This window comes from Micromonospora sp. U56, assembly GCF_018070095.1.
Taxonomy (GTDB): Bacteria; Actinomycetota; Actinomycetes; order Mycobacteriales; family Micromonosporaceae; genus Micromonospora; species Micromonospora purpureochromogenes.
The window spans coordinates 19089-32651 of the sequence record NZ_JAGPYL010000077.1 but is presented as its reverse complement, the minus strand read 5'-3'; the positions used below and the strand labels follow the sequence as shown (position 1 = coordinate 32651).

Here is a 13563-nt window from a genome sequence, read left to right as displayed (position 1 = left end):
GGCCGACCGGGCCGCCCGACGCGCCCCGGTCGCCGCCGGCCGGGCCGGCCGGGAGGCCGCCGAGGTGCAGCGGCTCGCCGGCACGGCGCTGCACCGGGTCCGCGCGGCGGTGCACGGTTACCGGACGGTCGACCTCGCCGAACAGCTCGCCGCGGTGGCCGAGGTGCTGCGCTCCTGCGGGGTGCGGTGCGACGTCGCGCCGCCGCCGGCCGACCTGCCGGCGAACGCCGCCGCCGAGCTGGCCGCGGTGCTGCGCGAGGCGGGCACCAACGTGCTGCGGCACAGCCGGGCCGGTTGGTGCCGGATCGAGATCACCCGGGAGGGCGAGGTGGCCACGATGACGGTGCGCAACGACGGGGTCGGCGCGGACGCCGGGCCGGACCGGCACAGCCACGGGCTGCGCGGCCTGACCGAGCGGCTGGCGGCGGTGGGCGGCGGGCTGCGTACCGACCGGGCGGGCGGCGTCTTCACCCTCCGGGCGACCGTGCCGGTGACCCCGTGATCCGGGTCCTGCTCGCCGACGACGAGGAGCTGATCCGGCAGGCCCTCGCCGCCCTGCTCGGCTTGGAGGACGACCTCGAGGTGGTGGCGCAGGCCGCCGACGGGCGTAGCGCGCTCGACGCGGCGCGGGCGCACCGGCCGGACGTCGCCGTGGTCGACCTGGAGATGCCGGCGCCGGGCGGGATCGAGCTCGCGGCGGAACTGGGCCGCGCCCTGCCCTCGTGCGCGGTGGTGATCCTCACCGGCCACGGCCGCCCCGGCCACCTGCGGCAGGCGCTCACCGCCGGGGCCCGTGGCTTCCTGCCCAAGGGCGCCCCGGGCGGCGCGCTCGCCGACGTGATCCGCCGGGTCCACGCCGGCTCCCGGTACGTCGACCCGGCGCTGGCCGCCGACGCGCTCACCCTGCCGCCCTGCCCGCTGACCCCACGGGAGCTGGAGACGCTGCGGCTGGCCGGGTACGGCGCCCCGGTCGCGGTGATCGCCCGGCGTACCGGGCTGGCCGCCGGGACGGTCCGCAACCACCTGTCCGCGAGCGTGCAGAAGCTCGGCGCGGCGGACCGGGCCGAGGCGGTGCGGATCGCCCGCGCGGCCGGCTGGCTCTAGCCTGGGCCGCCTCGACCGCCGCCCGCGCCTCGTCGAACAGCGCCGGCCCGGCGTACGCCGCCGGCGTCACCGCCTCCGCCGGCCGCAGCCCGGCCGACGGGTGATCACACGCCCACTAGCCTGGCGGGCGTGCGTACGGTCGAACTGCTCTGCTCCCCACCGCTGGAGGGAACCGTGCGGGCCGCCTGGGACCGGCTCGCCGCCGCCGGACTGCCCAGCCTGGCCCGCAACACCCACCCCAGCAACCGGCCGCACCTGACCATCGCCTCGGTGGACGCGTTCCCGCCCGGCGCCGCCGAACGCCTCGCCGACCTCTTCGACGCCGCGCTGCCCCTGCCGGTCCGCCTCGACCGGGTCGAGGTGCTCGACGGCAGCGCCCCGCTGGTCTGGCTGGTCCGCCCCACCCCCGAGCTGACCGCCCTGCACGCCGCCGTCTGGGACGTGCTCGCCGGCGCCGACGGGCAGAACCCGTGGCACGCCCCGGGGCGATGGATCCCCCACCTGAGTCTCGCGCTGCGCTTCCGCGACAACGACCGGCGGCTGGCCCGGGCCCTGGCCTGCGTCGACCGACCGGCGGGGGAGTTCGTGGCCGCCCGCAGCTACGACGGCGACACCCGGACGGTCAGCCCGCTGGGAAGGGTCTCTCCGGCGAACTGACGCCGGTCGGTGGTAGCCCCGGCGCTCCCGCCGGCCCGGACCCGTCGGCGGCGGCCGCTGCCACCCGTTCGACAACCCCACCGACCCGGCCGGCTTCGCCGTGGACGGACAGCCCGCACGGTGCGCTGAGCCGAGATTGGGCGACCGCCCGCCGACCGGCGGGTGGCCCCTCGGCCAGTGCGCGTACCCCTCGGGACGGCGCGGACGGCGGGCCGGGCCCGCGCTCGCCGATGACCGACCGTGGTGATCCACGTCACCCACCGTGCGGTCCGCGAGGGTCCGGCCCGATCGACCCGGCGGGGGAGGATCACCACAGGGACGGGCTGAAGGGCCCGCGACGGTGCAGGAAGGATCAGCATGAACGACCGCGGAACCGTGGACATGTGGTTCGACCCGGTCTGCCCCTGGGCGTGGGTGACCTCCCGCTGGCTGCTGGAGGTGGAGCGGGTCCGCCCGGTCGACGTCCGGTTCAACGTGATGAGCCTCGCGGTGCTCAACGAGGGCAACGACGACGTGCCCGAGCCGTACCGGGACCGACCCGACGAGTACTTCGAACTGCGCCGCCGCTCCTGGGGGCCGGTGCGGATCTGCGTCGCCGCCGCCCAGGCCCACGGACAGGGCGTGCTCCGCGACCTCTACACCGCCTTCGGCACCCGGATCCACCCGGGCGGGCAGCCGCTCGGCGACGCGCTCAACCGGGCGGCGCTGGCCGACGCCGGCCTCGACCCGGCCCTCGCCGCCGCGGCGGAGAGCACCACGCACGACGACGCGGTCCGGGCCAGCCACGACGCGGGGATGAAGCCGGTTGGCACGGACGTCGGCACCCCGGTCATCCACGCCCCGGGCCCGGTGGCCGGGGAGACCGTGGCGTTCTTCGGCCCGGTGGTCACGCCGGCGCCGCGCGGCGAGGCGGCCGGTCGCCTCTGGGACGGGGTGCTCCTCGTCGCCGGCACGGCCGGCTTCTACGAGCTCAAGCGCAGCCGCGACCTCGGGCCGTCCTTCGACTGACCGACCGGGTGGGGCGCCGGGCCATCCCTGCCCGGCGCCCCGACCCCCATCGATCTTCAAGCCGGCCTCAAGTACGCCCACGCACGCTGTCCCTCGTCATCGCGGCTGAACACGGACGCGGTAGTAGTCGACCGGCAGTGAGGGACGTACTGCGATGTTGAGTTCGAGGGCCTGCACGTGCCCGGACGGTGTCCGGTGACGCGGCGCGTCGTCATCACCGGGATAGGCGTACGCGCCCCCGGTGGCAACGGCACCAAGGAATTCTGGGACCTGTTGACCGCGGGCCGGACGGCGACCCGGCGGATCTCCTTCTTCGACCCGTCGCCGTACCGGTCCCAGGTCGCCGGGGAGGCCGACTTCGACCCGGCCCGGGAGGGGCTGACGCCCCGTGAGGTCCGCCGGATGGACCGGGCGTCGCAGTTCGCCGTGGTCTGCGCCCGGGAGGCGGTCGCCGACAGCGGCCTGGACTTCGGCGCGCTGGACCCGCACCGGGTCGGCGTGAGCCTGGGCAGCGCGGTCGCCGCGGCCACCAGCCTGGAGCGGGAGTACCTGGTGCTCTCCGACAGCGGACGGCGGTGGGAGGTCGACGCCGACTACGTCTCGCCGCACATGTTCGACTACCTGATTCCCAGCGTCATGCCGGCGGAGGTGGCCTGGACGGTGGCGGCCGAGGGGCCGGTGGCGATGATCTCCAACGGCTGCACCTCCGGCCTGGACTCGGTGGGCCACGCCGTCCAGCTGATCCGTGAGGGCAGCGCCGACGTGATGCTGGCGGGCGCCTCGGACGCGCCGGTCACGCCGATCGTGGCGGCCTGCTTCGACGCCATCAAGGCCACCACCTCCCGCAACGACGACCCGGAGCACGCGTCCCGGCCCTTCGACGGCTCCCGCAACGGGTTCGTCCTCGCTGAGGGGTCGGCGATGTTCGTGCTCGAGGAGTACGCGAGCGCCCGCCGCCGCGGCGTGCACGTCTACGCCGAGGTCTCCGGGTACGCCACCCGGTGCAACGCGTACCACATGACCGGGCTCAAGGCCGACGGCCGGGAGATGGCCGAGGCGATCCGGGTGGCGCTGGACGAGTCGCGGCTGGACCCCACCGCGATCGACTACGTCAACGCGCACGGCTCGGGCACCCGGCAGAACGACCGGCACGAGACGGCTGCCTACAAGCGCAGCCTCGGCCAGCACGCGTACCAGGTGCCGGTCAGCTCGATCAAGTCGATGGTCGGGCACTCGCTCGGCGCCATCGGTTCCGTCGAGATCGCCGCCTCGCTCCTGGCGATCGAGCACGGTGTCGTACCGCCCACGGCCAACCTGCACGAGGCCGACCCGGAGTGCGACCTCGACTACGTGCCGCTGGTCGCCCGGGAGCAGGACGTCGACGCCGTGCTGACGGTCGGCAGCGGTTTCGGCGGTTTCCAGAGTGCGATGGTGCTGCGACGGCCGGAGGTGCGGGCATGACGGGCACGGTGGTGGTCACCGGCATGAGCGTGGCGACCCCGGTCGGGCTGGGGCTCGAACGGTTCTGGGCCAACGTCCTCGCCGGCCGGAACGGGATCAGCCGGATCACCCGCTTCGACGTCGCCGCGTACCCGGCCGCGCTGGCCGGGCAGATCCTCGACTTCCGGCCGGAGGAGCACCTGCCGAGCCGGCTGCTGCCGCAGACCGACGTCTCCACCCGGCTCGCCCTGGCCACCGCCGACTGGGCGATCGCCGACGCGAAGGTCGACCCGGCCACGCTGACCGACTACGACATGGGCGTCGTCACCTCGAACGCCTCCGGCGGCTTCGAGTTCACCCACCGCGAGTTCCACAAGCTCTGGTCGCAGGGACCGCAGGCGGTCAGCGTCTACGAGTCGTTCGCCTGGTTCTACGCGGTGAACACCGGTCAGATCTCCATCCGCAACAGGATGCGCGGCCCGAGCAGCGCCCTGGTGGCCGAGCAGGCCGGTGGCCTCGACGCGGTGGGGCACGCGCGGCGGACCGTACGCCGCGGCACCTCGCTCGTGGTCACCGGCGGGGTGGACTCGGCGCTCGACCCGTGGGGCTGGACGTCTCAGGTGTCCAGCGGCCGGGTCAGCGCCGGCACCGACCCGGACCGGGCCTACCTGCCCTTCGACGGGCGGGCCGCCGGGTACGTTCCCGGCGAGGGCGGCGCGATCATGGTGCTGGAGGACCTCGCGGCGGCGCGCGAACGCGGCGTGCCGCAGCGGTACGGGGAGATCGCCGGCTACGCCTCCACCTTCGACCCGCCCCCCGGATCGCCGCGCCCGCCCGCCCTGCGCCGGGCCGCCGAGCTCGCCCTCGCCGACGCGGGGATCGCCCCGGACGCCGTCGACGTGGTGTTCGCCGACGCCGCGGGCGTGCCCGAGCTGGACCGGGTGGAGGCCGAGGCGATCAGCGGCCTGTTCGGCCCGCGCGGCGTGCCGGTGACCGCGCCCAAGGCGATGTTCGGCCGGCTCTACGCCGGGGGTGGCCCCACCGACCTGGTCGCCGCCCTGCTCGCCATCCGTGACGGGGTGATCCCGCCGACCACCGGCACCACCGAGGTGCCCGAGCGGTACGCCCTCGACCTGGTCCTGGACCAGCCCCGACCGGCCCCGGTCTCCACCGCCCTCGTGCTCGCCCGGGGCCGGTGGGGGTTCAACTCCGCCGTCGTCGTCCGCGCCGCCGGATGACCGGCCCGCTCTCGCACGCCCCGACCACAAAGGAGCCATCCATGAGCACGATGACCATCGACGACGTGCGCCGCATCCTCGTCGCCTGCGCCGGCGAGACGGACGCGGCGGCCTTCGCCGGCGACATCGACGGCGTCGAATTCGAGGAGCTGGGGTACGACTCGCTGGCGCTGATGGAGACCGCCGCGCGGATCGAGCAGGAGTACGGGGTGCGCATCCCCGACGAGCGGATCGCCGACCTGCGTACCCCCCGCGAGCTGGTCGACCTCGTCAACGGCGCCGCGGCCCGGACGTCATGACCCCGGCCGTCGGAGAGCCGATGAGCCCGTCCCGGCCGCACCAGACCGTCCACACCCACGTCGTGGCCGCGCCCCCGGAGGTGGTCTACGAGCTGGTCGCCGACGTACGCCGGTGGCCCGTGATCTTCGAGCCGACCGTGCACGTACGGCACCTGGAGCGCACCCCGGGTGCCGAACGGTTCGAGCTCTGGGCGCAGGTCAACGGCCGGGTGAACACCTGGGCGTCCCGGCGCGACCTCGATCCGGCCGGCCTGCGGGTCACCTTCCGGCAGGAGCGCAGCCAGGCGCCGTTGACCTCGATGGGCGGCGACTGGACGTTCCGGCCGGTGAGCGGCGGACGGACCGAGGTCGTGCTGACCCACCGGTTCACCGTCGGCGGCGGCGAGGAGCAGCTGGCGTGGATGAACCAGGCACTGGACACCAACAGCGCCCGGGAACTGGCCGCGCTGGCCCGCGTCGCCGAATTCGGGCACCCGGTGGACGACCTGGTCTTCTCCTTCACCGACCGGGTCGTGCTGCCCGGTGTCAGCGCCGCCGACGGGTACGCCTTCGTGCGGCGCAGCGACCTGTGGCCGCAGCGGCTGCCGCACGTCGGCCGGGTGTCGCTGAGCGAACCGCAGCCGGACGTGCAGGACATGGAGATGGACACGGTGACCGCCGAGGGCCGGTCACACACCACCCGCTCGATCCGGCTCTGCCTGCCCGGCCAGATCGTCTACAAGCAGGTCGTCCCGCCGGGAATGCTCCTCGGGCACGCCGGGTCGTGGGAGTTCGCCGACGGTCCGGGCGGCGCGGAGGTCCACGCCCGGCACAGCGTGGCGGTCGACCCGGCGGCGATCGAGGCCGTCCTCGGCGCCGGCAGCACCCCGGCGGACGCCCGCCGCCACCTGCGGGACGTGCTCGGCCGCAACAGCCGGGCCACGCTCGAGCACGCCGGCCGGTACGCGCGGGAGCAGCCGGCCCAGCACACCGGGGCGGGTGTGTCCCGGTGAGCGTCCCCTCGGTGGTCCCCGCCGCCGCGACCGGTGACGCGGACGGCGCGCTGACCGAGGTGGCCGACGGCGTCTTCGCGTACACCCAGCTGCCCGGCGGCTGGTGCGTCAGCAACGCCGGCGTCGTCGTCGGGTCCGACGGTGTCCTGGTGATCGACACCCTGGCCACCGAGCGACGCGCCCGGCGCCTCCGGTCGGCCGTCGACGGGATCGGTGGGGGACCCGGACGCCTGGTGGTCAACACCCACCACCACGGCGACCACAACTTCGGCAACCACGTCTTCGGTCCGGGCGCCACCGTCGTCGCGCACGAACTGGCCCGTACGGAGATGGCCGACACCGGGCTCGCCCTGACCGGCCTCTGGCCCGACGTCGACTGGGGCGACGTGCGGGTCACCCTGCCCGCGGTGACGTTCGCCGACCGGCTCACCGTGCACGTCGGTGACCGGCGCGCCGAGCTGGTCCACGTCGGGCCGGCGCACACCACCAACGACGTGGTGGTGTGGCTGCCCGACGAGCGCGTCCTGTTCGCCGGGGACGTGGTCCTTTCCGGGGCCGCCCCGTTCAACCTCATGGGCTCGGTCTCCGGGGCGCTCACCGCACTGGAACGGCTCCGAGAGCTGAAGCCGCGCACCGTGGTCTGCGGTCACGGGCCCGTGACGGGGCCGCAGGCCATCGAGGACAACATCGCCTACCTGCGCTGGGTCCGGGACCTGGCCGCGACGGCGCACGCGGAGGGCCTCACCCCGTTGGCGGCCGCGCGGTGGGCGGATCTCGCGCCGTTCGCCCACCTGCTCGACGGCGAGCGCATCGTCGGCAACCTGCACCGCGCGTACGCCGAGATCGCCGGTGGCCCGCCGGGCCGGCCGCTGGACGTCGTCGCGATCTTCGGCGAGATGGTCGCCTACAACGACGGCCGGTTGCCGACCTGCCGGGCCTGACCCGGCGCCCACGCCACCCCGCACCCCTCACGTTAGGAACGGTCGCTGTGTCCATGACAACCGCGCCGCGCGCCCGCCGGGTGTTCGCGGCAGCCGCAGCCGTCGCCGGTCTGCTCACCCTCGCCGCCCAACTGCCGGACGGCGGATCGTCCCCCGCCCCCGCGGCGGCGCCCGCCCGCGCCGACCACCAACACGCCGTCGGGGAGCCGGCCCGGACGACGGTCGCGCCGCCGCCACTGGACCCCCGGACCGTGCCGGTCGCGTTCGTCGCCGGCCCGCAGCGATCCGGCGCGAAGGGGGACGCTCCGCTGGACGTCTGCCTGGTCCTCGGCCGACCGGAGAAGGAGCGGACGGTGAAGCTGTCGCCCGCCGCGGCCGAGCGGCTCTACCGCGCCACCCGCTCGTACCCCGGCCCGTGCGCCGACTACGGCCCGTCCAAGCGGCTCGGCGACGGGACGGTGCGGATCTACTCCCAGCTCGCCGGTGACCGGCCGGTGAGCCTCGGCTTCGTCCTCGACCGTCGGGCGCTCGGCGGCCTGCCGACCGAGCCGACCGACGGCGCGCACTGCTACGACGTCGACGGCAACGGCACGATTGACCCGGCCACGGAGTGCGTCCACGAGCACGAGTACCTGCTCGACCTGCCGCAGCGCTTCCGGGACGTGGTCGGCGGCCCGTTCCAGTGGGCCATGCTGAACTGGGACCCGCGCGGGCACGCCCCGGCCGAGATCTACGGCACCCCCCACTTCGACCTGCATTTCTACCTTCAGGACCGGGCGGAGACGGCGGCCATCGGCACCGGGCCGTGCGGTGGCGGGAACCTCGTCGACTGCGCGGACTACGCCGAGGCGCGGCTGCCCGTGCCGGCCCGCTACCTGCCTGCCGACTACCTCGACATCGACGCCGTGGTGCCGGGCATGGGCAACCACCTCGGTGACCCGACGGCCCCCGAGTTCAACGGCCAGCCGTTCACCCACACCTTCATGTACGGCGCCTACGGCGGTGACATCACCTTCTACGAGCCGATGATCACGAGGGCCTGGCTGGCGGACCTCGCCGCCGGGCGGGTGGAGCCGTCCTGCCGGCCACTCAAGCTCCCCGCGGCCTGGAAGGAGGCCGGCTGGTACCCGACCAGCTACTGCATGTCGTACCGGGCCAACCGGCAGGAGATCACCGTCTCGCTGACCGACTTCGTGTCGCGGCCCGCCTCCTGACCCCTCCATTCTGCGGACGACCGGGAGATTCCGATGCGCTCAACTGATTCCACCATCAGCGACAACGGAGTCCGCCCGGTCGATCCGGCGGCCTACCGGGAGGCGATGGCCCGCTTCCCGACCGGGGTGACGATCGTGACCACGCACGACGAGGACGGCACCCCGTACGGCTTCACGGCGAGCTCGTTCTGCTCGGTGTCCCTCGACCCGCCCCTGGTGCTGGTCTGCCTGGACCGGTCGGCCAACTCGTTCCCCGTCTTCCAGCGCAGCCGCCACTTCGCGGTGAGCTTCCTGCGTGCCCACCACGTGGACCTGGCCAAGCGGTTCGCCAGCAAGAGCCCGGACAAGTTCGGCGCCGGCGGCTTCGTCCGCACCGACGGCGGGGCGACCGTGCTGCGCGAGGCGCTCGCCGCCGTCGAGTGCGTCATCGACAGCCGCCACGTGGCGGGGGACCACGTGATCATGGTCGGCGGTGTCCAGCGGGTCCTCCTCCCCGGCGAGGGGTCGCCGGTCGTCTACTTCGACCGCGGCTTCCGCGCGCTCTGCGGCGGCGACTGCCCGCACCCGGCGGAGCCCGGCGCCGGCCGTCCGGCCGACGGGGCGAGCCGGCCCTGACCTCATCCGCTCCGAACTTTCTTCCGGAAGGCGCCTGCCATGACGTTCACCTCGGCGATCAAACCCGTCACCGTCGACGACGAGACGTTACGGGCCCACCTGCGCGACGGGGAGGCGCCCGCGCTGCTGATGACCGTGGCCCACCTGACCGGCGACCTGTCCGTGCTCCGCGACGACCTACGCCCCAACGGCTGGCTCTTCCTGCCGCAGGGCGGGCTCTCCGCCGAGCAGCAGGCGCATGCCCGGGAGCTGGCGTTCGGTGCGTTGCGCCGCCTGCGCGACGGCGTCCCCGTGCCGCCGCTCGACCCGGCGGCCCTGCGGCACATCACCAGCTGGGCGATGGGCCGGGACACCAGTGACCTGCTTCCCCTGCTCGCCCAGGAGGTCGTCCTGCCCGGGGAGGACCCGAAGGCGCCGCAGTGGCACGGCGACGAGCTGGCACCCGGGCACGACGTCGAGGTCGCCATCGTCGGCGCCGGCATGAGCGGCCTGCTCGCCGCGTACCGGCTCAGCCAGGTCGGTGTGCCGGTCACCATCTACGAGAAGAACAGCGACGTCGGCGGCACCTGGTTCGAGAACCACTACCCCGGTTGCCGGGTCGACGTGCCGAGCCATCTCTACAGCTACTCCTTCGCGCCCCGGCTCGACTGGACGGACCACTTCGCCACCCACGAGGCGGTGCTGGACTACTTCCGGGACTTCGCGAAGCAGACCGGGGTGCACGAGCGCATCCGGTTCGACACCGAGGTGCGCGGCGCCGAGTGGGACGAGGCGACCGGCCGCTGGCGGCTCCACCTCGACACCCCCGACGGTCCGCGTACCACCGAGTGCGCCGTGCTGGTCACCGCGGTGGGGCAACTGAACCGGCCGAACGTGCCCGACCTTCCGGGGCGGACCGACTTCACCGGCCCGGCCTTCCACTCCGCGCGCTGGGACCACTCGGTGGACCTCACCGGTCAGCGGGTCGCGGTGATCGGCACCGGCGCCAGCGCCTTCCAGTTCATCCCCGAGGTGGCCGCGCAGGCCCGGGAACTGGTCGTCTTCCAGCGCAACGCGCCATGGTTGCGGCCCACGCCGCACTACCACCACGCGGTGCCCGAAGGCGCCCGCTGGCTCTACGAGCACCTGCCGTACTACGCCGCCTGGCAACGGTTCTGGCTGCTGGCGCCGGGGCTGCACGGGGTGCTGGAGGGGTGGGTCGTCGACCCGGACTACCCGCCCACCGAGCGGGCGATCTCCGCGGTCAACGAGGAGTTGCGGGCCACCCTGGCGACGTACCTGGAAGGCCAGCTCGCCGACCGACCGGACCTGCGCGACCGGGTGATTCCCCGCTACCCCGTCGGCGCGAAGCGGGTGCTGCGGGACAACGGCGCCTGGCTGTCGACGCTCAAGCAGGACCACGTGCGCCTGGTCACCGACCCGATCGAGCGGCTGACGCCGCAGGGCGTCCGCACGGCGGACGGCACGGAGCACTCCGTCGACGTCCTCATCTACGGCACCGGCTTCCAGGCGTCGCAGTTCCTCGCCCCGATGCGGGTCACCGGCCGGGACGGTCGGGACCTGCACGAGACGTGGAACGGCGACGCCCGGGCCTACCTCGGTCTGACCGTGCCCGGGTTTCCCAACCTGTTCAGCCTCTACGGGCCGAACACCAACCTGTCGGGGCAGGGCGGCAGCATCATCTACTTCTCCGAGTGCGGCGTGACCTACCTGGTCGACGCGGTCCGTCAGCTGCTCGCCGGCGGACACCGCGCCGTGGAGGTCCGGCCGGAGGTCTTCGAGCGGCACAACGCCTGGGTCGACGAGGCCAACGCGCTGCGGGCCTGGGGCTGGTCGAAGGTGAGCAGCTGGTTCGTCAACCGGGCCGGGCGCTCGGCCCAGAACTGGCCCTTCCCGGCCCAGGAGTACTGGCGTCGCACCCGCCGGTTCGACCCGTCGGAGTACCTGATCCGCTGACCGCCCCGGCGCGGCGGCGGCCGGTCGGCCGCCGCCACGGGGTCAGCGGTGACCGACCGGCGGGCCGGACGGGTAACGCTCGCCGGCGGCGGCGCCGGGCGGGGTCGAGGCGTCGATCGCGGCGAGGTCGGCGGGGGAGAGCCGGACGTCCAGGGCGGCGACGTTCTCCTCCAGGTACCGGCGGCGCTTGGTGCCCGGGATCGGCACGACGTCCGGCCCCTGCGCCAGCACCCAGGCCAGCGCGAGCTGACCCGGGGTCACCTCCCGCTCGGCGGCCAGCTCTCGCACCCGGCCCACCAGGGCGAGGTTGTGGTCGAGGTTGTCGCCCTGGAAGCGCGGGGTCCCGCGCCGGTAGTCGTCCTGCTCGAGCTGGTCGAGGCTCGCGATCGACCCGGTCAGCATTCCCCGGCCCAGCGGGCTGTACGCGACCAGGCCGATGTTCAACTCCCGCAGCGTCGGCAGCAGGTCTGCCTCCGGCTCCCGGCTGAACAGCGAGTACTCGTACTGGCCCGCGGTGACGGGGTGCACGGCGTGGGCGCGGCGCACCACGTCGGCCGGCGCCTCCGAGATTCCGAGGTGCCGCACCTTGCCCGCCGCCACCAGCTCGGCCAGCGCCCCCCAGGTCTCCTCGACCGGCACCGTCGGGTCCACCCGGTGCTGGTAGTACAGGTCGATGTGGTCGACCCCCAGCCGGCGCAGCGACGCGTCGCAGGCCCGCCGCACGTACTCCGGGCGGCTGTTCAGCCCGAAGTAGCCGTCGTCCGGGCGGCGCTCCACCCCGAACTTGGTGGCCACCACCACCTCGTCCCGCCGCCCGGCGATGGCCTTCCCGAGCAGCTCCTCGTTGGTGAACGGCCCGTACATGTCGGAGGTGTCCAGCATGGTCACGCCGAGGTCCAGGGCCCGGCGGATGGTGGCGACCGACTCGGCGTCGTCGCGGCCGCCGTAGAACTCGCTCATGCCCATGCAGCCGAGGCCGAGCGCGGAGGTGACGAGGCGCTCGCCGAGCGTCCTGCTCTGCATCAGGGTCTTCCCTTCGGTTCCGGTGACCGTCACGGTCGTGACGGCTGGCTGGAGATCACGTAGCGGCGCAGCCGCAGTTCGGCGCCCTGGCCGAACAGCCGGCTGCCGGGCAGGCTGCTCCCGTCGACGAAAGCCTGCGGACGCGGCGCGCCGGCGACCGGGTCGAAGTAGTGGGCGTCCGCAATGGTGAGTCGCACCAGTCCGCTGGCGCTGCGGCCCGGGAGCGCGCCGTCGAGGATGGTGAACATGCCCATCCCTCCGGCGAGCTGCCGGGGTGCGACGGTCGTCGGTTCGCCACCGTGGTCGAGCATCAGGTGCTCGCGGGACGGCAGGGGGTGGCCGATGCGGTCCACGGAGAAGACCTCCTCCCCGTCGAGGAACCAGCGCACGGTGCCGGCCGCCCGGTCGTAGGAGATCACCGCGTGGTGCTCGTCGTCGACGGTCCGGTCGGCCACCGGCACGGTGTGCAGGAAGGCGGCGTAGTCGCCGAGCTGGCCGCGCGCGTGCGGTAGGCGCTCGTAGAACACGTACACCCGCTTGTTGGTGAGGAAGAAGTCGAAGACCATCGCGGTCTCATGGTCGAGGACCGGCATCGCGACGGAGGCCAGTCGCAGGTCGTCCTCGGGGTCCGTGACCTGGTCACCAAAGGGGTGGCCGGACGTGCCGTAGGTGCGCCCCGAGAGCCACGTCTCGAACGACAGCACCCGCCCCGGTACGGCGTCGAAGCCCGGCACGCCCGTACCGGCCAGGTGCTGCGGGTAGGCCAGCCACTTGACATGGTCCAGCGCGCCGGGCACCACCGGCCCGTGCTGCGCCTCCGGCCCGAGGGTGCGGACGAAGGCCGGCTCCGCGGTGGTCGGGTGCACGCCGGAGGAAACCGCCCGCAGGCCGTCGGCGGAGGTGGTGACCTCCGCGTCGTCGCCGACGTGCGGGCCGAAACCGTAGAGGCTCCACCGGGCGTCCGGCCCGGTGCAGTGGAACCCGTCCCGGAAGTCGTCCCAGACGATCCGGTACGGCTCTTCGCCGACGGTCTGGACGCCGGCGTTGGACACGGTTGTCACGGAGGTGCTCCTAAC

Annotated in this window: 14 protein-coding genes; 12 read left to right on the top strand and 2 right to left on the bottom strand. The window is 74.1% G+C overall.

What is annotated here, in order from left to right; translation table 11 throughout:
• The 12 genes from KBX37_RS23165 to KBX37_RS23110 form a co-directional block, all read left to right on the top strand.
• Positions 1 to 502: sensor histidine kinase (locus KBX37_RS23165; protein WP_374103813.1), on the top strand; the 502-nt coding region annotated here is incomplete at its 5' end.
• The gene (locus KBX37_RS23160) at positions 499 to 1104 is read left to right on the top strand and encodes a DNA-binding response regulator (RefSeq protein ID WP_210778018.1); all 606 of its coding nucleotides are present in this window, start codon (positions 499 to 501) and stop codon (positions 1102 to 1104) included. The genes KBX37_RS23165 and KBX37_RS23160, both read left to right, overlap by 4 nt.
• Before the next feature lie 129 nt (positions 1105 to 1233).
• Entirely contained in the window at positions 1234 to 1761 is a 528-nt protein-coding gene (locus tag KBX37_RS23155; protein ID WP_210778017.1) for a 2'-5' RNA ligase family protein, read from the top strand.
• Positions 1762 to 2118: 357 nt separating this feature from the next.
• A complete protein-coding gene (locus KBX37_RS23150; protein ID WP_210778016.1) occupies positions 2119 to 2769 on the top strand; it encodes a disulfide bond formation protein DsbA in 651 nt (216 codons plus the stop codon).
• Between the two features lie 195 nt (positions 2770 to 2964).
• Positions 2965 to 4230 (top strand): beta-ketoacyl synthase, encoded by a 1266-nt coding sequence (locus tag KBX37_RS23145; protein ID WP_210778015.1) that lies wholly within the window; start codon positions 2965 to 2967, stop codon positions 4228 to 4230.
• Positions 4227 to 5447, top strand: coding sequence for a ketosynthase chain-length factor (locus KBX37_RS23140; protein WP_210778014.1), 1221 nt, complete (start codon positions 4227 to 4229; stop codon positions 5445 to 5447). Before KBX37_RS23145 ends, KBX37_RS23140 begins: the two co-directional genes overlap by 4 nt.
• 41 nt (positions 5448 to 5488) lie before the next feature.
• Positions 5489 to 5746 (top strand): acyl carrier protein, encoded by a 258-nt coding sequence (locus KBX37_RS23135; RefSeq protein ID WP_210778013.1) that lies wholly within the window; start codon positions 5489 to 5491, stop codon positions 5744 to 5746.
• A gap of 20 nt (positions 5747 to 5766) precedes the next feature.
• Complete coding sequence (locus KBX37_RS23130) at positions 5767 to 6738, top strand: aromatase/cyclase (RefSeq protein WP_210778012.1); 972 nt, start codon at positions 5767 to 5769, stop codon at positions 6736 to 6738.
• Positions 6735 to 7679: an MBL fold metallo-hydrolase gene (locus tag KBX37_RS23125; protein WP_307849169.1), complete on the top strand. Its 945-nt coding sequence runs from the start codon at positions 6735 to 6737 to the stop codon at positions 7677 to 7679. Before KBX37_RS23130 ends, KBX37_RS23125 begins: the two co-directional genes overlap by 4 nt.
• 53 nt (positions 7680 to 7732) lie before the next feature.
• Complete coding sequence (locus tag KBX37_RS23120; RefSeq protein ID WP_210778011.1) at positions 7733 to 8893, top strand: hypothetical protein; 1161 nt, start codon at positions 7733 to 7735, stop codon at positions 8891 to 8893.
• A 33-nt stretch (positions 8894 to 8926) separates the two neighbouring features.
• Positions 8927 to 9508 (top strand): flavin reductase family protein, encoded by a 582-nt coding sequence (locus KBX37_RS23115; protein WP_210778010.1) that lies wholly within the window; start codon positions 8927 to 8929, stop codon positions 9506 to 9508.
• Positions 9509 to 9547: 39 nt separating this feature from the next.
• Entirely contained in the window at positions 9548 to 11464 is a 1917-nt protein-coding gene (locus KBX37_RS23110; protein WP_210778009.1) for an NAD(P)/FAD-dependent oxidoreductase, read from the top strand.
• Between the two features lie 42 nt (positions 11465 to 11506).
• On the opposite strand, the gene KBX37_RS23105 is transcribed toward KBX37_RS23110, so the two are convergent.
• Both KBX37_RS23105 and KBX37_RS23100 read right to left on the bottom strand, forming a co-directional pair.
• A complete protein-coding gene (locus KBX37_RS23105; RefSeq protein ID WP_210778008.1) occupies positions 11507 to 12487 on the bottom strand; it encodes an aldo/keto reductase in 981 nt (326 codons plus the stop codon).
• Between the two features lie 29 nt (positions 12488 to 12516).
• On the bottom strand, positions 12517 to 13548 hold the full coding sequence (locus KBX37_RS23100) for a DUF6081 family protein (protein ID WP_210778007.1): 1032 nt from the start codon (positions 13546 to 13548) through the stop codon (positions 12517 to 12519).
• Between the last annotated feature and the right edge of the window lie 15 nt (positions 13549 to 13563).